Source organism: Klebsiella michiganensis, from assembly GCF_002925905.1.
GTDB lineage: Bacteria > Pseudomonadota > Gammaproteobacteria > Enterobacterales > Enterobacteriaceae > Klebsiella > Klebsiella michiganensis.
Window position 1 is genome coordinate 32,150 of the sequence record NZ_PRDB01000010.1, and the last position, 19,987, is coordinate 52,136.

The 19,987-nt window shown below is 57.7% G+C and carries 16 protein-coding genes; 13 read left to right on the forward strand and 3 right to left on the reverse strand.

Annotated elements, in window-relative coordinates; translation table 11 throughout:
* Window positions 1–9 precede the first annotated feature (9 nt).
* The 5 genes from phoB (at window position 10) to malZ (ending at window position 7,213) form a co-directional block, all read left to right on the forward strand.
* Entirely contained in the window at window positions 10–699 is a 690-nt protein-coding gene (gene phoB, locus CDA56_RS19820) for a phosphate response regulator transcription factor PhoB (RefSeq protein WP_004099401.1), read from the forward strand.
* Between the two features lie 21 nt (window positions 700–720).
* The gene (gene phoR / locus CDA56_RS19825; RefSeq protein ID WP_004848171.1) at window positions 721–2,010 is read left to right on the forward strand and encodes a phosphate regulon sensor histidine kinase PhoR; all 1,290 of its coding nucleotides are present in this window, start codon (window positions 721–723) and stop codon (window positions 2,008–2,010) included.
* 418 nt (window positions 2,011–2,428) lie between these two features.
* Entirely contained in the window at window positions 2,429–3,748 is a 1,320-nt protein-coding gene (gene brnQ, locus CDA56_RS19830; protein ID WP_025107191.1) for a branched-chain amino acid transporter carrier protein BrnQ, read from the forward strand.
* Window positions 3,749–3,871: 123 nt separating this feature from the next.
* Window positions 3,872–5,242, forward strand: coding sequence for a proline-specific permease ProY (gene proY, locus CDA56_RS19835; protein ID WP_014228149.1), 1,371 nt, complete (start codon window positions 3,872–3,874; stop codon window positions 5,240–5,242).
* Window positions 5,243–5,395: 153 nt separating this feature from the next.
* Window positions 5,396–7,213, forward strand: a complete 1,818-nt coding sequence (gene malZ / locus CDA56_RS19840) for a maltodextrin glucosidase (protein WP_165795124.1) — start codon at window positions 5,396–5,398, stop codon at window positions 7,211–7,213.
* Here malZ and CDA56_RS19845 read toward each other — a convergent pair.
* Window positions 7,210–8,112, reverse strand: coding sequence for a LysR family transcriptional regulator (locus CDA56_RS19845; protein ID WP_004129645.1), 903 nt, complete (start codon window positions 8,110–8,112; stop codon window positions 7,210–7,212). The two genes, malZ and CDA56_RS19845, sit on opposite strands and share 4 nt — an antisense overlap.
* A 290-nt stretch (window positions 8,113–8,402) precedes the next feature.
* Here CDA56_RS19845 and CDA56_RS19850 point away from each other — a divergent pair, with 290 nt between their 5' ends.
* The 5 genes from CDA56_RS19850 to CDA56_RS19870 all read left to right on the forward strand — a co-directional run bounded on the left by CDA56_RS19850 (window position 8,403) and on the right by CDA56_RS19870 (window position 15,816).
* Window positions 8,403–9,044 carry a hydrolase gene (locus CDA56_RS19850; RefSeq protein WP_004848179.1) on the forward strand — a complete coding sequence of 214 codons (642 nt, stop codon included), beginning with the start codon at window positions 8,403–8,405 and terminating at the stop codon, window positions 9,042–9,044.
* Between the two features lie 136 nt (window positions 9,045–9,180).
* Window positions 9,181–9,726 (forward strand): antibiotic biosynthesis monooxygenase, encoded by a 546-nt coding sequence (locus CDA56_RS19855; RefSeq protein WP_014228152.1) that lies wholly within the window; start codon window positions 9,181–9,183, stop codon window positions 9,724–9,726.
* Window positions 9,727–9,750: 24 nt separating this feature from the next.
* Window positions 9,751–11,619 (forward strand): amidohydrolase, encoded by a 1,869-nt coding sequence (locus CDA56_RS19860; protein WP_102803664.1) that lies wholly within the window; start codon window positions 9,751–9,753, stop codon window positions 11,617–11,619.
* A 136-nt stretch (window positions 11,620–11,755) separates the two neighbouring features.
* On the forward strand, window positions 11,756–14,425 hold the full coding sequence (locus CDA56_RS19865; RefSeq protein ID WP_103814791.1) for a DUF2339 domain-containing protein: 2,670 nt from the start codon (window positions 11,756–11,758) through the stop codon (window positions 14,423–14,425).
* Complete coding sequence (locus tag CDA56_RS19870; protein ID WP_103814793.1) at window positions 14,422–15,816, forward strand: DUF3999 domain-containing protein; 1,395 nt, start codon at window positions 14,422–14,424, stop codon at window positions 15,814–15,816. Before CDA56_RS19865 ends, CDA56_RS19870 begins: the two co-directional genes overlap by 4 nt.
* A 47-nt stretch (window positions 15,817–15,863) precedes the next feature.
* On the opposite strand, the gene CDA56_RS19875 is transcribed toward CDA56_RS19870, so the two are convergent.
* Together CDA56_RS19875 and acpH are read right to left on the reverse strand one after the other, a co-directional pair.
* The gene (locus CDA56_RS19875) at window positions 15,864–16,466 is read right to left on the reverse strand and encodes a peroxiredoxin (RefSeq protein ID WP_004099418.1); all 603 of its coding nucleotides are present in this window, start codon (window positions 16,464–16,466) and stop codon (window positions 15,864–15,866) included.
* 170 nt (window positions 16,467–16,636) lie between these two features.
* Window positions 16,637–17,218, reverse strand: coding sequence for an ACP phosphodiesterase (gene acpH / locus CDA56_RS19880; protein WP_046877005.1), 582 nt, complete (start codon window positions 17,216–17,218; stop codon window positions 16,637–16,639).
* A 91-nt stretch (window positions 17,219–17,309) separates the two neighbouring features.
* Between acpH and queA the strand changes: the two genes are divergently transcribed.
* The 3 genes from queA to yajC all read left to right on the forward strand — a co-directional run bounded on the left by queA (window position 17,310) and on the right by yajC (window position 19,966).
* A complete protein-coding gene (queA, locus tag CDA56_RS19885; RefSeq protein ID WP_102803667.1) occupies window positions 17,310–18,374 on the forward strand; it encodes a tRNA preQ1(34) S-adenosylmethionine ribosyltransferase-isomerase QueA in 1,065 nt (354 codons plus the stop codon).
* A 109-nt stretch (window positions 18,375–18,483) separates the two neighbouring features.
* Window positions 18,484–19,611: a tRNA guanosine(34) transglycosylase Tgt gene (tgt, locus tag CDA56_RS19890; RefSeq protein ID WP_004129667.1), complete on the forward strand. Its 1,128-nt coding sequence runs from the start codon at window positions 18,484–18,486 to the stop codon at window positions 19,609–19,611.
* A gap of 22 nt (window positions 19,612–19,633) precedes the next feature.
* A complete protein-coding gene (yajC, locus tag CDA56_RS19895) occupies window positions 19,634–19,966 on the forward strand; it encodes a preprotein translocase subunit YajC (protein WP_004099423.1) in 333 nt (110 codons plus the stop codon).
* Window positions 19,967–19,987: the final 21 nt, after the last annotated feature.

Consider the following 19,987-nt stretch of genomic DNA (forward strand, 5'->3'; position numbering starts at 1 on the left):
GGGTAAATAATGGCGAGAAGAATTCTGGTCGTTGAAGATGAAGCTCCAATCCGCGAAATGGTTTGCTTTGTTCTGGAGCAAAACGGCTTTCAGCCCGTCGAGGCGGAAGATTTTGACAGCGCGGTCAATCAGCTCAATGAACCCTGGCCTGATTTGATCCTCCTTGACTGGATGCTGCCGGGCGGGTCGGGTCTGCAGTTTATTAAACAGCTCAAGCGTGAAGCGATGACCCGTGATATTCCGGTGGTGATGCTGACCGCCCGCGGCGAAGAGGAAGATCGCGTCCGCGGCCTGGAGACCGGCGCCGATGACTACATCACTAAGCCGTTTTCCCCGAAAGAGCTGGTGGCGCGAATTAAAGCCGTGATGCGGCGCATTTCGCCGATGGCGGTGGAGGAGGTGATTGAAATGCAGGGGCTGAGCCTCGACCCCTCTTCGCATCGCGTCATGACCGGCGAAAACCCGCTGGATATGGGGCCTACGGAGTTTAAATTACTCCACTTCTTCATGACGCACCCGGAGCGAGTCTATAGCCGCGAACAGCTGCTGAATCACGTCTGGGGAACCAACGTTTATGTCGAAGACAGAACGGTAGACGTGCATATTCGCCGTCTGCGCAAAGCGCTGGAACATAGCGGCCATGACCGGATGGTACAAACGGTTCGCGGTACGGGATATCGTTTCTCCGCCCGTTTCTGAATGCTGACAGGAGTGTGAACCGTGCTGGAACGGCTGTCATGGAAAAGGCTGGCGCTTGAGCTTTTCTTGTGTTGTATCCCGGCCCTGATCCTCGGGGCGTTTTTAGGTTATCTGCCGTGGTTTTTATTGGCGGCAGTGACCGGTCTTCTTGTCTGGCATTTCTGGAATCTGATGCGCCTGTCGTGGTGGCTGTGGGTTGATCGCAGCATGACGCCACCGCCGGGCAGCGGCAGCTGGGAGCCGCTGCTTTACGGACTGCACCAGATGCAGATGCGTAATAAAAAGCGCCGCCGTGAGCTGGGAAGCCTGATTAAGCGCTTTCGCAGCGGGGCGGAGTCTCTGCCGGATGCGGTGGTGCTGACCACCGAAGAAGGGGTGATGTTCTGGTGCAACGGTCTGGCCCAGCAGATCCTGAATCTGCGCTGGCCTGACGATAACGGGCAGAACATCCTTAACCTCTTGCGCTACCCTGAATTTGCCAATTATCTGAAATACCGCGATTTTTCCAAACCGCTCAATCTGGTGCTGAATAACGGCCGTCATCTGGAAATTCGCGTGATGCCCTATAGCGATAAACAGCTGCTGATGGTGGCGCGCGATGTCACGCAGATGCACCAGCTGGAAGGGGCGCGGCGAAACTTTTTCGCCAACGTCAGCCACGAACTGCGCACGCCGTTGACGGTGCTGCAGGGGTATCTGGAGATGATGCAGGAGCAGGTGCTGGAAGGGGGAACGCGCGAAAAAGCGTTGCACACCATGCGTGAACAAACCCAGCGCATGGAAGGCCTGGTTAAGCAACTGCTGACGCTGTCGCGAATCGAAGCCGCGCCGGTACTGGCGATGAACGATAAAATCGATGTGCCGATGATGCTGCGGGTGGTCGAGCGCGAGGCGCAAACGCTAAGCCAGCAGAGGCAGGTGCTGCATTTTTCGGTCGATGAATCGCTGAAAGTACTGGGCAATGAAGAACAGCTGCGCAGCGCCATTTCCAACCTGGTCTATAACGCGGTCAACCATACGCCGCCGGGAACGGACATTACCGTAAGCTGGCAGCGCGCGCCGCACGGAGCGTTGTTCAGCGTCGAAGATAACGGGCCGGGCATCGCGCCGGAACATATTCCGCGTCTGACCGAGCGTTTCTACCGGGTGGATAAAGCGCGTTCAAGACAGACCGGCGGCAGCGGTCTGGGGCTGGCGATCGTCAAACACGCCGTCAGCCATCACGATAGCCGCCTCGAAATTGAGAGTACGCTGGGGAAAGGCACCCGCTTTAGCTTCCTGTTACCGGAACGTTTAATTGCCAAAAATTGAGCCCGAGCGGCCGGGTGTCAGAATAACTTGCCAATGACCAGCTTCGGCTGGTCATTTTCCTTTGCAGCGCAATCACAGCTGCGTAATTAACGAACGCTCGCTGCTTTTTTGTTCGCATGATAAGCCAGATGTTTTCTATTCATCAGGTAAATAATTCTACGCATCAAAATAGAGTTAGCATAATCATCTGCTTTTGCGATCCCTCCTTGCTTTAAAACGTTATAAGCGTTTAAATTGCCCCCCTACGGTCGCAGACAGACTGTTTTTGCGTGGTAATTCAAAAAACAATTCTTTTCCACGCCGCTTTGGGAGCATATCCCGCTGAGTTTACTGACAATGGCCGCTGTATCATCCCCAGGGGAAAGGCGCGGTATTTATCCGTTTTTACAACACCACATCCACAGGCTGTAATGAATTTATGACCCATCAGTTAAAATCTCGCGACATCATAGCGTTGGGCTTTATGACCTTCGCGCTGTTTGTCGGCGCAGGCAATATTATCTTCCCCCCAATGGTTGGCTTACAGGCCGGCGAACACGTCTGGAGCGCGGCCATTGGCTTTCTGATTACCGCCGTGGGTCTGCCGGTGCTAACGGTCGTGGCGCTGGCAAAAGTCGGCGGCGGCGTAGAGAGCCTGAGCACGCCGATTGGTAAAGTCGCCGGTATCCTGCTGGCGGTCGTCTGCTATCTGGCCGTAGGGCCGCTGTTCGCGACCCCGCGTACCGCGACCGTCTCTTTTGAGGTGGGGATTGCGCCGCTGACCGGCGACGGCCCGCTGCCGCTGCTGATTTACAGCATTATCTATTTTGCGCTGGTGATCCTCGTTTCGCTCTACCCGGGCAAGCTGCTGGACACCGTGGGGAATTTCCTCGCGCCGCTGAAAATTATCGCCCTGATTATTCTCGCCGTGGCGGCAATCGTCTGGCCTGCCGGTCCGCTGAGCCACGCGATGGAAGCCTACCGCACCGCGCCGTTCTCTAACGGCTTCGTCAACGGCTATCTGACCATGGACACCCTCGGGGCAATGGTCTTTGGTATCGTGATTGTCAACGCCGCGCGTTCTCGCGGCGTGACCGAAGCCCGCCTGCTGACCCGCTACACCGTCTGGGCTGGCCTGATGGCCGGCGTGGGCCTGACGCTGCTGTACCTGGCGTTGTTCCGTTTAGGTTCCGATAGCGGCACGCTGGTGGAGCAGTCCGCTAACGGCGCGGCGATTCTGCATGCTTACGTCCAGCACACCTTCGGCGGCGCGGGAAGCTTCCTGCTGGCGGCGCTGATCTTTATCGCCTGTCTGGTGACGGCGGTGGGCTTGACCTGCGCCTGCGCGGAGTTCTTTGCCCAGTACCTGCCGTTCTCCTACCGTACGCTGGTGTTTATCCTCGGCCTGTTTTCGATGGCGGTCTCCAACCTCGGCCTGAGCCACCTGATTCAGATTTCGATTCCGGTGCTGACGGCTATCTATCCGCCGTGTATCGCACTGGTTGTATTAAGCTTTACCCGCGGTTGGTGGCATAATTCGTCCCGCGTTATCGCCCCGGCAATGTTTATCAGCCTGATGTTTGGTATCATTGACGGCATTAAAGCGTCGGCGTTTGCAGAGATGATGCCGTCCTGGACCGCGCGTCTGCCGCTGGCGGAGCAGGGCCTGGCCTGGCTGATGCCAACCGCCGTTATGGTGGTGCTGGCGGTTATCTGGGATCGCGCAGCGGGACGTCAGGTGACATCCAGCGCGCACTAACCGACGCTTTACACAGGTGTTTAACCACGGGACTTCAGGTCCCGTGGTTTTTTGTTTTTTTGGTCACCCTCCTTTGTTCTTTGCCCCCGCGAAGGCCAGAGGAGAAAAACGGCATGGAACACGATGGAAAGTAGTAACAAGCTTAAGCGCGGGCTAAGTACCCGGCATATTCGCTTTATGGCGCTGGGGTCGGCAATCGGTACCGGCCTTTTCTATGGTTCGGCTGACGCGATTAAAATGGCGGGGCCGAGCGTTCTGTTGGCTTATATTATCGGCGGCGCCGCGGCCTACATTATCATGCGCGCGCTGGGCGAGATGTCGGTGCATAACCCGGCCGCCAGTTCATTCTCGCGCTACGCGCAGGATTATCTTGGCCCGCTGGCGGGCTATATCACCGGCTGGACCTACTGTTTCGAAATTCTGATTGTCGCCATCGCCGACGTCACGGCCTTCGGTATCTATATGGGCGTCTGGTTCCCGGCGGTACCGCACTGGATCTGGGTACTCAGCGTGGTGCTGATTATCTGCGCCGTCAACCTGATGAGCGTGAAGGTCTTCGGCGAGCTGGAGTTCTGGTTCTCCTTCTTCAAAGTCGCCACGATTATCATCATGATCCTCGCCGGTTTCGGCATCATTATCTGGGGTATTGGCAACGGCGGGCAGCCGACGGGTATCCACAACCTCTGGAGCAACGGCGGCTTTTTCAGCAACGGCTGGCTGGGGATGGTGATGTCGCTGCAGATGGTAATGTTCGCCTACGGCGGGATCGAAATCATCGGTATCACCGCCGGCGAAGCGAAAGATCCGGAGAAATCCATTCCGCGCGCCATTAACTCGGTGCCGATGCGTATCCTGGTGTTTTACGTCGGGACGCTGTTCGTGATTATGTCTATCTATCCGTGGAACCAGGTGGGGACTAACGGCAGCCCGTTCGTTCTGACCTTCCAGCATCTCGGCATCACTTTTGCCGCCAGCATCCTGAACTTTGTGGTGCTGACCGCTTCGCTGTCGGCGATTAACTCCGACGTCTTTGGCGTGGGGCGTATGCTGCACGGCATGGCGGAACAGGGCAGCGCGCCGAAGATGTTCGCGAAAACCTCCCGTCGCGGGGTGCCGTGGGTGACGGTGACGGTGATGACGATTGCCCTGCTGTTCGCGGTCTATCTTAACTACATTATGCCGGAGAACGTCTTCCTGGTGATCGCCTCGCTGGCGACCTTCGCCACCGTCTGGGTGTGGATTATGATCCTGCTGTCGCAGATCGCCTTCCGTCGCCGCCTTCCGCCGGAAGAGGCGAAGGCGCTGAAGTTCAGGGTGCCTGGCGGTGTCGCGACCACGGTGATTGGCCTGCTGTTCCTGGTCTTTATTATCGGTCTGATCGGCTACCATCCTGATACCCGCATCTCGCTGTACGTTGGCTTTGCGTGGATTCTCCTGCTGCTGATTGGCTGGCAGTTTAAAACCCGCCGCGAGCGAAAACTGGCGAAAGCCTAGTCATTTTCGTTCTCTTCTTGCCGGATACGCACGGGCTATCCGGCAAGCTATCCCTCCACCCCCGCCATCCTCCCCCAATAATTCTGCCGATGATGAGTCATACGCCAGTACGCTGTGGCAAGGTGTGCCCATTCTGCAAAGAGAGGAATAATGATGTTGAAGGCATGGCACCTCCCGGTTGCTCCGTTTATTAAGGAACAGCAGGAACGACTGATTATTACGCTATGGTTAAGCGGCGACGATCTGCCGCCGCGGGTCACGCTGCGCGCGGAAGAGGATAACGAAGAGCTGTCGCTGCCGATGCACCGCCTGCGGCAGGAGCCGCATCCGGGCGTGGTGGCGTGGCGCGGGGAAATCAGCCTCGTTAACGGGCAGCCGCGTCGCCGCTACAGCTTCAAGCTGCTGTGGGCCGACCGCCAGCTGTGGTTCACGCCGCAGGGGTTCAACCGCTTTCCACCGGCGAGGCTGGAACAGTTTGCGGTCGATCTGCCGGACAGCGGACCGCAGTGGGTAGCCGATCAGGTATTTTATCAAATCTTCCCTGACCGTTTTGCCCGCAGCGAGTCTCGCGAAGCGGGACAGGATGCGATTTATTACCATCATGCCGCCGGTCACGACATCGTGCGCAAAGCGTGGGATGAACCGCTAACCGCCGAGGCGGGCGGCTCCACCTTTTACGGCGGCGATCTCGATGGTATCAGCGAGCGGCTGCCGTACCTGAAGCAGCTTGGCGTAACGGCGCTGTACCTGAACCCGGTATTTGTCGCCCCCAGCGTGCATAAATATGATACCGAGGATTATCGTCGCGTTGATCCGCAGTTTGGCGGCGATGCGGCGCTGCTGCGCCTGCGCCACCATACGCAAAAAGAGGGAATGCGTCTGATCCTCGATGGCGTGTTCAACCATAGCGGCGATTCGCATGCCTGGTTCGACCGCCACCAGCGCGGTAGCGGCGGTGCCTGTCATAACGCCGATTCGCCGTGGCGCGACTGGTATAATTTTTCCCCCGAGGGCGTTGCCCACGACTGGCTGGGATACGCCAGCTTGCCTAAGCTGGACTACCGGTCGTCGACACTGATCGATGAAATCTATGCCGGGGAAGATAGTATCGTGCGCCACTGGCTGAAAGCGCCATGGAGCATGGACGGCTGGCGCCTGGACGTGGTGCATATGCTGGGCGAAGAGGGCGGGGCGCGCAATAACCTGCGCCATATTGCCGGCATTACCCAGGCGGCGAAGCTGGAGCGGCCGGACGCTTTCGTGTTCGGTGAGCATTTCGGCGACGCGCGCCAGTGGCTACAGGCCGACGTTGAAGACTCGGCGATGAACTACCGCGGCTTTACCTTTCCGCTGTGGGGCTTTCTCGCGAACACCGATATCTCCTACGATCCGCAGAAAATCGATGCGCAGACCTGTATGGCGTGGATGGATAACTATCGCGCCGGACTGTCGCACCAGCAGCAGCTGCGGATGTTTAACCAGCTCGATAGCCACGATACCGCGCGCTTTAAGTCTCTGCTCGGCAAAGATGTTGCCCGCCTGCCGCTGGCGGTGGTGTGGCTATTTAGCTGGCCGGGCGTGCCGTGCATTTACTACGGCGATGAAGTGGGCGTGGATGGCAATAACGATCCGTTCTGCCGTAAGCCGTTCCCGTGGGATCCGGCTTTGCAGGATGGCGCTCTGCTTGAACTGTACAAGCGGATGAGCAAGCTGCGTAAGGCCAATCAGGCGCTGCGCTACGGCGGCTGTCAGGTGATTTATGCCGAAGATAACGTGGTGGTGTTCGTGCGCGTCTATAAGCAGCAGCGCGTGCTGGTGGCGATCAACCGCGGCGAAGCCTGCGAGGTGGTGGTGGAGGATTCGCCGCTGCTCGACGTCACCGGCTGGCAGCTGAAAGAGGGCGCCGGGGCGCTACACGACGGCGTGCTGACGCTACCGGCGATCTCCGCCAGCGTCTGGTTTAGCCGCTAGTCGTAGAGCTGGCCCAGGCTTTCACTTTGCAAAATGGCCTCGCGCCACCAGCGCTGGGCCAGCCCGTCGTTGCCGCTGCGCCAGGCCATATAGGTGATATCTTTCTCGCGGCAGGAGATGACGGCCTTTTCGACCAGCTCGCCTTTTTCCAGCCACGGCCGGGCAATGTGGCGCGGTAAAAAGCCGCAGCCCAGCCCGGCGCGCAAGAGTTCGACTTTACTGGCGAAATCATCGACGCGGATTTGCGGCTGCTCGTCGAGCAGGTTGCTGTTGAGCGGATGGCAGTAGCGGGCGCTGTCGCTGATGACCACCGCGCGATGCAGGCTGAGCTGCTTGTTGGTCAGCGGTTGGGTTGTTTCCGCCAGCGGATGCCCCGGCGCGATGACGAAAATATTGTCCATGGCGCCTAGCATTTTCCACGACCATTCGGCGGAGGTCGGCGGTTCATTGATCGCCCCGAGAATAATATCCGCGCCGTTGTGGGTGAGCTCTTCCCACGAGCCCGCAAGAGTATGGTGGGTAAAGTTAAGGCGGGTTTGCGGATGCTGGGCGTAGAACGCGTCGATCAGCGGCAGCAGCGCGCTAAACGGGAAAGAGTCATCCAGGGCGATTGCCAGATCCCGTTCCCAACCGGCGCTGAGCTGCACCGCCTGCTTTTCCAGATCTTTGGCGGCATTCAGCAGCAATCGGCCTTTCTCCAGCATCATTCTGCCCGTATCGGTAAATTTTGCCCGGTGCCCGGAGCGATCCAACAGAGTGATATTCAGATCGTTTTCCAGCTTTTGAATCATGTAGCTCAGCGCGGCAGGGGTTTTAAATAGCGATTCTGCGGCGGTGGCAAAAGAGCCATGTTTGTCCAGCGCGTCGAGAATCAACAGGACATCAAGGTTCAGGCGCATGCGTCAGCTTCCGGTAAAAAAGAGTGCCCCCGTTTTACCGGAGCGCCCTGTTCAATTCCAGTGAATAATTTAGAACGGTTAACCGTAAAAATTTGATAAACATAATTTCGCCCATCTTGTAATGGTTAATCGAATAGTCATAACTTTCGCTTTGGAAATAAATCAGAAAAAAATCTTTAATAACTCGTTAGAAATTACTGACTATACTCACCATGCTTTATCAGTCAGGATCCAGACAGCACAACGGAAACGGTAGTATCTTTTTAACTCATTGATTAACAGGATATGTTATGTCTATTCGTGAACTGATCGATCCCTCAAACTCAGCGCTTATTTTTATTGACCACCAGCCGCAAATGTCTTTTGGCGTAGCCAATATTGACCGTCAGACCCTGAAAAATAATACGGTAGCCTTAGCCAAAGCGGGCAAAATTTTTAATGTTCCGGTGATTTATACCTCCGTAGAAACCAAAAGCTTCAGCGGCTATATCTGGCCGGAACTGCTGGCCGTACATCCTGATGTGAAACCTATTGAACGTACCTCAATGAATTCCTGGGAAGACGCGGCTTTTGTTGAAGCGGTAAAGGCGACCGGACGCAAGAAACTGATTATTTCCGCACTGTGGACGGAAGTCTGCCTGACTTTCCCGGCGCTGATGGCGCTGGATGCGGGCTATGAAGTTTACGTGGTGACCGATACCTCCGGCGGCACCTCGGTTGATGCCCACGAACGCTCCATTGACCGTATGGTGCAGGCCGGCGCGGTGCCGGTAACCTGGCAGCAGGTGCTGCTGGAGTACCAGCGCGACTGGTCGCGTAAAGAGACGTATGACGCGGTGATGGACCTGGTGCGCGAGCACAGCGGCGCCTACGGGATGGGCGTGGATTACGCTTATACCATGGTGCACGGCGCGCCAGAGCGTAAAGCTTAAATACACTTCATCCTTCAAGCTGCCTCTTTGTTGGTTTCGTTTGCCCGCCCCGACGCAGCGTGAATGATTTTGTGTATGGTCATGTATAGCGAATGGCGGCGGACAACCCGCCATTCCCTGAAGCAAGGAACTCTTAATGGCGCAACAGAAATCGGTGACCCTGGTGATCAGCCATGTGCTCGACCCGGAGCATGGCCAGCAGTATGAAGCGTGGCTGGGCAAAATTATGCCGATTGCGGCAGAGTTTCCCGGCCATCTTGGCGCAAACGTCATTCGTCCGGCCCCCGGGCAGAATTTATGGAGCGTGATTATTCGCTTCGACACCATTGAGCATCTTTACGCCTGGACCCAGTCGGAGACCCGCCGCCAGCTGGTGGCGGAAATTGCGCCGCTGCTGAGCGAAGGCGATCGTACCGAAGTCCGGACTGAACCGGCCTTCTGGTTTACGCCCCCCGCGGCGAACGTGCGCCAGCCGCGACGCTGGAAGCAATTTTTAATCACCCTGCTGGTGATTTTCCCCAGTACTAACCTGGTGCCGTCAATAACCGGAATACTGTTGCCCTCGCTGAAGGGAAGCCTGTTGCTGCATCTGATCAATGATGCCTGTGTGGTCGCGCTGGTGGTCTGGTTCTGGATGCCCATCGTGACCCGTCTGTTTGCTGGTTGGTTAAAGAAAAACTGAGCCAGTCTCCTGAAGGAGTGCGTTATGTCGCAAACTGCCACACTGATCCTGACCCACGGTCGGATTCATACTCTCGATCGTCAAAATCCCCTGGCCGATGCGGTGGCGATCGCTGACGGTAAAATTCTCGCCGTCGGTAGCCACGATCGGATCATGAGCTTTGCCGCGGACGGGACGCAAATTATCGATCTCAAAGGCCATACGGCGATCCCCGGCCTGAACGACTCCCACCTGCACCTGATCCGCGGCGGCCTGAACTACAATCTGGAGCTGCGCTGGGAGGGGGTTCCCTCGCTGGCGGACGCGCTGCGGATGCTAAAAGATCAGGCCGATCGCACGCCGTCGCCGCAGTGGGTGCGGGTGGTCGGCGGCTGGAGCGAGTTCCAGTTCGCCGAACGGCGGATGCCGACGCTGGAGGAGCTTAACGATGCGGCGCCGGATACGCCGGTATTTGTCCTGCATCTGTACGATCGCGCATTGCTAAACCGCGCGGCGCTGAAGGCGGTGGGCTACACCAAAGAGACCCCGGATCCGGCGGGCGGCGAGATCGTTCGCGACGGTAACGGCAACCCGACCGGGATGCTGATCGCCAAACCCAATGCGATGATCCTCTACTCGACGCTGGCCAAAGGGCCGAAGCTGCCGCTGGAACTTCAGGTCAACTCAACGCGGCAGTTTATGCGCGAGCTTAATCGTCTGGGGCTGACCAGCGCTATTGATGCCGGGGGCGGTTTCCAGAACTACCCGGAAGATTATGAAATTATTGAACAGCTGCACGCCAAAGAGCAGATGACCGTACGTATCGCCTATAACCTGTTTACCCAGCGGCCTAAGCAGGAGCTGGAAGATTTTGAGCGCTGGACCGATATGCTCAAGCCGGGACAGGGCACCGATTTTTACCGCGCCAACGGCGCCGGGGAGATGCTGGTTTTCTCGGCGGCGGATTTCGAAGACTTCCTCCAGCCGCGTCCGGATCTGCCGGAAGGGATGGAAGATGAGCTGGAGCGGGTGGTGCGCCATCTGGTTGAACACCGCTGGCCGTTCCGCCTGCACGCCACCTATGATGAATCCATCAGCCGGATGCTCGACGTCTTCGAGAAGGTGAATCGCGATATTCCGTTCAATGGGCTGCACTGGTTCTTCGATCATGCGGAAACCATCACCGAGCGCAATATCGAACGCGTTAAAGCGCTGGGCGGCGGCATTGCCGTGCAGCACCGTATGGCTTTCCAGGGCGAATATTTTGTCGACCGCTACGGTAAAGACGCGGTCAAACATACGCCGCCGGTCGCGAAAATGCTCGAGCTGGAGGTTCCGGTGGGTCTGGGGACGGATGCCACCCGCGTGGCGAGCTACAATCCGTGGACCGCGCTTTACTGGCTGGTATCAGGGCGTACCGTCGGCGGGATGGCGATGTACGACGACAGCAACCGCCTGCCGCGCGACGTGGCGCTGGAACTGTGGACGGCGGGAAGCGCGTGGTTTTCCAGCGAGCAGGGCAAGAAAGGGCGCATTGAGCAAGGCCAGCTTGCCGACCTGGTGGTGCTGTCGAAAGACTACTTCAGCGTCGCGGAAGAGGAAATCAAGGGGATCGAGTCGGTGCTGACGGTGGTGGACGGCAAGGTGGTGTACGCGGCGGGACACTTTTCGCCGCTGGCGCCGCCGCCCATTCCAGTGCTGCCCGAGTGGTCGCCGGTGGTGAAAGTTCCGGGCCATTACCGTTCCGCGCCGCCGACGGCCGCGAATATCGGCGCGATAGTTCAGATGCACCAGTGCTGCGGCAGCTGCGGCGTACATGGGCATCAGCATGATATTGCGCGCAAATCGGCGATTCCGGTTGCCGATGAGCAGGCGTTCTGGGGCGTTCTCGGCTGCTCCTGCTTTGCTTTTTAGCGCGACGGACGCTTATTAGTACCGGTAGGCCAATGAGAGCATCCACGCCCTCATTGGCCTTTTTCATTTTCTCGGATAGCGCTGATAAGACAATGTGTGTCATTCTGCTCCCTCTTCAAACAGTGAAGGTGAGAACATGGATGATCTACTGATCTTTGGCGCTGTGATTTTATTCTGTGGGCTGGTGGTTGGGCCGCTCGTGGCGATTGCCGCGCTCAGGCGCAGCGCGGCGGTCCGTGTGGAACTGGCGGCTTTGCAGCGTCGGGTTGAGGAGCTTGAGCTGCGCGGCGTTGCGCAGGCACCGGTGGCGGAGGCAAGTGGCGTCGTGCCGACTGCTCCGGAAGTCGTTGCCTCTGTTGACGCAACAGCGCTGGTAGAACACGAGCCATCACCGGCGCCCGTGGCGGAAGCCGTTGACCCATGGCTTTCGCAGCCGAAGCCAACGCCGAAGCCAACGCCGAAGCCGGAGCAGATGGCGAAATCGGCTCCTGAAACCGAACAACCTTCCGCGTTTGGCGGGATGGTATCGTCATTGGTTCGTTGGTTTATGCAGGGTAACCCGCTGGCGAAGCTCGGGATCCTGCTGCTGTTTCTTGGCCTCTCCTTTCTGCTGCGCTATACCGTGGAACACGCTCTTTTCCCCCTCGAGTTGCGTCTGGTCGCGGCGTCGTTGTTCGCCATTGTCCTGCTGGCTGTCGGATGGCGGTTGCGGCATAAGCAACCGATGTACGCCCTGATCTTACAGGGTGGGGCAACGGGGGCGCTCTATCTCACCGTTTTTGGCGCCTTTCGCCTGTGGCAGATGCTGCCGATGACCCTGGCGTTTGCGCTGCTGGTGGTGATTTGCGCGGCGAGCGTAGGGCTGGCGATTGTGCAAAAAGCGCTCAGCCTGGCCATGCTGGCGAGTCTTGGCGGTTATCTTGCGCCGCTGCTGCTCTCTACCGGCGGCGGCAGTCATGTGGCGTTGTTCTCATTCTATCTTCTGCTGTCGGTGGGCATTCTTGCCATCAGCATCCGCCAGCACTGGCGGGAGCTTAATCTGCTTGGCCTGCTGTTTACCTTTGGCGTCGGTGGCCTGTGGGGGCTGAATGATTATCGGCCAGAGTATTACCTGAGCTGCCAGCTGTTCTTAATCGCCAATACGCTTATTTTTGGCGTGTTGAGCGTGGCGCTGTCGCTGCGGGCGCAGGAAAAGGGTAAGCAGATTATTGACGGCGTTCTGCTGTTTGCACCGCCGCTGGTCGGCTTTGGTATGCAGTACGCTATCACCCGGCATATGGAATACGGTCCGGCGCTCAGCGCGCTGGGCTACGGTGGCTTCTATCTGGCTTTAGCCTGGCTGGCACTGCGTCGCTACCCCTCTTTAGGGAAGCCGCTGGTACTGGCCGCGCTGGCGCTCGGCGGCGCATTTACCACCCTTGCTATTCCCCTTGCGCTTTCGGCTCGCTGGACCGCGATGGCCTGGTCGCTGGAGGGGCTCGGGATCCTCTGGCTGGGCGTGCAACAGCAGCAGCGGCGTATGAGCTATAGTGGGACTGCGCTACTCTTTTTGGCGGTTGGCAGCGCGCTCTGGGCGCAGGCAAATGACGCCACGCCGCTTTCTTTGCTGCTGATTTTCGCTGTACTCAGTCTTAGCTGGCTGGTCGCCGCCTGGCTGTGGCGAAGCATTGAAGTGCACACCAGTGGAGGACTGCTTTTGGGCGGGCTACTGTTCTGGGTGGTGGCGCTTGTCAGCGCATCGCAGCTGGCGTTGAGTAAAGACTCGCAGATTATATTTGGCGTGCTGGCGACGCTGGCCGCGTCGGTATGGTGCTGGCGCGCGGTTGCTGCGCGTTTAGTCTGGCAAGAGCTGGATGCCAGCAAATGGTTGTTGTGGCCAATGATGTTGATAGTGCTGTTTTATCAGCTATCCCAACAGCAGATTTTCGCTGCTGGCTGGCAAAATCTGGCCTGGTGCGCGGCGCTGCCCGCGGCGGTGGCGCTGCTCTGGCGTGATGGGCCTTCGCTCCCGCCGCGCATAAACAGGCTCGCCCACCTGTCGCTGTTCTGGATGGTGTTGCTGGCGCTGGCGATGGAGCTGTTTTGGTTTACCCGGGATTTGCCGTGGGGGATGTCGGCCTGGGCGAGTGGATTAATGATGGCGGCAGGCGGGGGGCTGATCTTCCTTGTCTCTGAAGCCGTTCATCGGCAAATATGGCCATTCCGGGTATGGCCTGGGTTGTATGCCTCTCAGGCCATGATACCGGTGGCGGTTGCGCTGGGATGCCTGCTAACGCTGACGAACGTGCAGGATGGTACGGTCTACGGTCAGACCTATTTGCCGTTGATTAACCCGCTGGAAGAGGGCGCCGCTTTCGCGCTGCTTGGGCTGACGATATTTTATCGCGTTTCGCGGCGTTATTTTCCGCTGCAGCTATCGGTATGCCGCCCCTGGCCCGCGGTCGCGCTGCTGGCGCTCGGCTTCTGGTGGCTGAATGGCCTGCTGCTGCGCGCCCTGGCCTGGTACGGCGAGGTGGCCTGGAATATAGAGGCGCTGTGGCATTCGCGCTTAATTCAGACCACTTTCGCTCTGGTCTGGACGCTGGCGGCGCTGGCGGTCATGCTGCGTGCGACGCGGCGACACTCCCGCCGCGAATGGCTGTGCGGCGCGGCGTTGTTAGGCGTTGTCATTGTGAAACTCATGCTGGTGGACAGCGCGCGCGGCGGCGGGCTGGCGCGCGCTGTCGCGTTTATCGGCGTGGCTATTTTGGTGCTGATCGTCGGGTATTTTTCCCCGTTACCGCCCAAAGCAGGAGAAGAAAAATGAAATGGATGAAAGCGGTGTTATGCAGCGTGCTGCTGGGCGTGACGGGCGCGGCTGTCAGCGGCGATGAAGCGCGAGAAAAACCACTGGACTATATGCAGGGGGTGATGCTGGAAACCACCGGCGCGTCGCCCTGGTATCGCGTCGAGCTTTCCCCGCTGCTCTATCAGGGGACGGCGTGGCCTGACCTGCGCGATGTGCGGGTATTTAACCATCAGGGAGAGACCGTACCGTTCGCGCTGCAGGTGCAGAAGGCGCAGCCCGTTACGCCTGAAGCGATGACGCTGCGGCTTTTCCCTCTGGAGATGTCGCCGGTTCCGCCGCGCGAAGAGGGGCGACGCGGCGGAGAATCGCTGGTCCTGCGTTCAACAACGGGGATCGAAATTCATCTGGAAACCGATGATGCGAAGGCGCTCGGGCAGAGCTACTTACTGACGCTGCCAACGGAGAAAACGGACGCGTTTGCGCTGGCTCAGCTGCGGCTGAACTGGGCGGCGCTGGCGGGCAGCTGGCAGGGGAAAGCGTCGGTCTATTCCAGTCGGGATTTGAAGTACTGGCGCCCTGTCCAGGAGGATGCGCCCCTTATGGATCTGGCGCGCGATAGCGATCGTTTGAAAATGGATACCATTAGCGCTGACCTGACGCTCTCCGCGGACGGGAATCGTTACCTGCTGGTGATCCTCGATTCGCAAAGCAAGGCGGTCGTGTTAAATAGCGTGACGGCCCTGGCCGAACGCAGAGAGCCCGAGTCTACGCGCATTGAGCTTGATGCGCAGGCGAACAAGATTTCAGATGAGGAAGCCGTTTGGCGCTGGGCCCGGCCTCAGCCGCTGACTTCGCTCAGGATATCGATGGCCAGCGAAGGGGTTCTGCCGGTCGCGCTCTCCTGGCGCAGCGGCGAAAAAGAAGCCTGGCAGCCGCTAACCAAAACCGTGCTGTATCGACTGGACGGCAAGCGTTCGGAGGATATTCAACTTTCAGGCCAGCCGGTTGAAGCGGTGCGGATCACAACGATTAACGCCCGATTACCGACGTCGCTGCCCGCGATAAGCGGTGCGCGAGACAAATACCAGCTGATTTTTAATACCCAGGGAAAAGGGCCTTATATGCTGGCCTGGGGCAACCGGGCGGCGCCAAAGGCAGATGTCGCCATGGACATGCTGATACCGGCGTCGCTGCGCAAAACGCAGGCTGTAAGCGATCTACCGCTGGCCGTCGCGCAGGAGAGCGTCACCCTCGGCGGTGAAGCGCGGTTGACGGCGACGTCGGCTACCGAGCAGCAGAGCGGCTGGAAAACGCTGCTGGTGTGGGGAGCGCTAATAGTGGGCGTCCTGGTGCTGGCGCTGATGGCGTGGCGAATCTGGCGCGAAGTGAAAAAAAGCGGCTCCGTATAAAACAAAAAAGGCTCGCATCTGCGAGCCTTTTGCCGAACGTACGCCGATTACAGGCTGGATACGTTCTCGGTCAGGTATTTAGCGACGCCTTCCGGAGAAGCGGCCATACCTTCTTTTCCTTTTTCCCACTGCGCCGGACAAACTTCGCCGTGCTCTTCGTGGAACTGCAGCGCGTCAACCATACGCAGCATTTCGTCGATGTTACGGCCCAGCGGCAGGTCGTTAACCACCTGGTGACGAACAACGCCGTTGGCGTCGATCAGGAAGGAACCACGCAGGGCAACGCCTTCGTCCGGGTGCTCAATACCGTACGCTTTCTGGATTTCGCGTTTGATGTCAGCAACCATGGCGTATTTAACCGGGCCGATGCCGCCCTGGTCTACCGGGGTGTTACGCCACGCGTTGTGGACGAACTCGGAGTCAAAAGAAACGCCAACCACTTCTACGCCGCGTTTCTGGAATTCTTCGTAGCGCTTGTCGAACGCGATCAGTTCAGACGGGCAAACGAAGGTGAAGTCCATCGGCCAGAAGAACAGAACGGTGGCTTTACCGCTGGTGTGCTGTTTGAAATTGAATTTCTCAACGATTTCGCCGTTACCTAAAACCGCTGCCGCGGTGAAGTCCGGAGCCTGACGAGTAACCAGAACCATATGATTCTCCTGTTAATACTAAGGTTAATTGGAACGCAACGCGGGCAAGTATAGGGAGAGGCGTCGGCGAACTCAACGTGACGCTGACAATCGATGAGATAGGTTTTGCCTATCAATCGTTATTTGAAACGGCTATTCAGAATAGTCTTTTGCCAAAAAAGCGCAATCTTTTACAGTTCACCTTTTTTCGCCTGCGCCATCATCTGCGGGTAGAAGCGCCAGAACTGCTGCTCAAGACGATCGTAATGGGTATCCAGATCCTGCCAGGAGTCGCGCAGGGCGTCCAGCCGCGGACGGCGGCTGGCCATACCGTTCAGAACCCGCTGAATAAACGCCATATCCCGATAGCGTTCAAGCCAGCGCTCTGACCACAGGTATTCGTTGAGATTGACAAAACGCGGCGGGGAATCGGGCAAAATAAACGTGACCTGGGCGTGGGCGTAGCGGACAAACTCCGGCAGCGGCAGCTCGGGCGACAGCTGCGTCCAGTGGCGTGACAAGAAATGGTCCCACATCACATCCAGCGTAATCGGCGCAACCCGGCGCGTTTCGGGACGAAACCACCCTTTGGCTTCGGTGACTTCGGGCAGGTTATCCGTCAGTACATCGATCCGGCGGTGCATAAAAATGCCCTCCACGACGTCAGCGGGCCACTCGCCGGCGGGGTCGCCGCGAACGAAATCGGCCAGTAAATTACCGGAAAGGGAGCTGTCAGCGAGATGGGCGAGGTGCAGGTGTGCGAGAAAATTCATGCGATTCGTTATCCGGATACGGCTAGTTGTTGCAGCGAAGAGGTGTGAGCACTAGACTAAGCCGCCTGTTTTTAAGTCATGAGTATATGCCATGCGCGTCGCTGATTTCTCCTTTGAATTACCCGAATCCCTGATTGCCCACTATCCCATGCCCGAGCGCAGCAGCTGCCGCTTGCTGTCATTAGACGGGCCGACGGGCGCGCTGACGCACGGTACTTTCACCGATTTACTCGACAAGCTCAACCTTGGCGATCTGCTGGTTTTTAATAATACCCGCGTGATCCCGGCCCGCCTGTTTGGCCGTAAAGCCAGCGGCGGCAAGATTGAGGTGCTGGTCGAGCGCATGCTCGATGATAAACGTATTCTGGCACATATTCGCGCGTCTAAAGCGCCGAAACCGGGCGCGGCGCTGCTGCTCGGCGACGATGAAAGCATTAAAGCGACCATGGTAGCGCGCCACGACGCGCTGTTTGAAGTTGAGTTCGACGACGCGCGCAGCGTGCTGGACATTCTCAACGCTATCGGCCATATGCCGCTGCCGCCGTACATCGATCGTCCTGACGAAGACGCCGACCGCGAGCTGTATCAGACCGTATACAGCGAAAAACCGGGTGCCGTCGCGGCGCCAACCGCCGGCCTGCACTTTGATGAGCCGATGCTGGCGAAGCTTCGCGAAAAGGGCGTTGAGATGGCGTTCGTCACGCTGCACGTGGGGGCAGGAACCTTCCAGCCGGTACGCGTAGACAGCATTGAAGAGCATATTATGCACTCTGAATATGCGGAAGTGCCGCAGGAGGTGGTCGATGCGGTGCTGGCGGCAAAAGCGCGCGGCAGCCGGGTGATTGCGGTGGGCACGACCTCGGTGCGTTCGCTGGAAAGCGCGGCGCAGGCGGCGAAAAACGACCTGATTGAGCCTTTCTTCGGCGATACGCAGATTTTCATTTACCCGGGCTATCAGTACAAAGTCATTGATGCGCTGGTGACCAACTTCCATCTGCCTGAATCCACGCTGATTATGCTGGTTTCCGCATTTGCCGGCTATCAGCACACCATGAACGCCTATAAGGCTGCGGTAGAACAAAAATATCGCTTTTTTAGCTACGGGGACGCGATGTTTATCACGTACAATCCGCAGGCTATTTTTGAGCGCCCATAAGAAGGCTGTCGCGCTGGCTATTTTGACGCCTTCAGGAATTTATTAGCTATGGAATCATTCCGTAGCGAGTCGTTAAACGTCAGACTGTTTTTCTGACGCGGGAGTGATAATGAAATTTGAGTTAGATACCACCGATGGTCGCGCGCGCCGCGGCCGTCTTGTGTTTGAGCGCGGCGTCGTTGAAACGCCAGCCTTTATGCCGGTTGGCACCTATGGCACCGTAAAAGGGATGACGCCGGAAGAAGTTGAAGCGACCGGCGCGCAAATCATCCTCGGCAACACCTTCCATCTGTGGCTGCGTCCTGGTCAGGAGATCATGAAGCTGCACGGCGATCTGCACGACTTTATGCAGTGGAAAGGACCGATCCTCACCGACTCCGGCGGCTTCCAGGTCTTCAGCCTCGGCGATATTCGCAAAATCACCGAGCAGGGCGTGCACTTCCGCAACCCGATCAACGGCGATCCGATTTTCCTCGATCCGGAAAAATCCATGGAGATTCAGTACGATCTCGGTTCCGATATTGTAATGATCTTTGACGAATGTACGCCGTATCCGGCGGACTGGGATTACGCTAAGCGCTCGATGGAAATGTCCCTGCGCTGGGCGAAGCGCAGCCGCGATCGGTTTGACGGTCTGGGCAACAAAAACGCGCTGTTTGGCATCATTCAGGGCAGCGTTTACGAAGATTTACGTGATATCTCTGTTAAAGGTCTGGTAGAGATTGGCTTTGATGGCTACGCTGTCGGCGGTTTGGCTGTCGGCGAGCCGAAGGAAGATATGCACCGTATTCTGGAGCACGTCTGCCCGCAGATCCCGGCCGACAAGCCGCGATACCTGATGGGCGTCGGTAAGCCGGAAGATCTGGTTGAAGGGGTGCGTCGCGGGATCGATATGTTCGACTGCGTCATGCCGACGCGCAATGCGCGCAACGGCCACCTGTTCGTTACCGACGGCGTGGTGAAAATCCGTAACGCGAAGCACAAGAGCGATACTTCGCCGCTGGATGCAGAATGTGATTGCTACACCTGTCGCAACTATTCACGCGCTTACTTGCATCATCTTGACCGTTGCAACGAAATATTGGGCGCGCGACTCAATACCATTCATAACCTGCGATACTATCAGCGCTTAATGGCTGGTTTACGCAAGGCTATTGAAGAGGGTAAATTAGAGAGCTTCGTGACCGATTTTTACCAACGTCAGGGTCGAACCGTTCCACCTTTGAACGTTGACTAATTTTAATAATGAGGGAATTTCAATGAGCTTTTTTATTTCTGATGCGGTAGCAGCAACCGGTGGCGCGGCGCAGGGCAGCCCGATGTCTCTGATCCTGATGCTAGTGGTGTTTGGTCTGATTTTTTACTTCATGATCCTGCGCCCACAGCAGAAACGCACCAAGGAACATAAAAACCTGATGAACTCCATTGCCAAAGGCGATGAAGTACTGACCAACGGTGGCCTGGTTGGGCGCGTCACTAAAGTCGCGGAAAGCGGCTACATCGCTATCGCGCTGAACGATACCACTGAAGTGGTCATCAAACGTGACTTCGTAGCTGCCGTTCTGCCGAAAGGCACCATGAAGGCGCTGTAATTACCCATTTTCCCTAAGGGA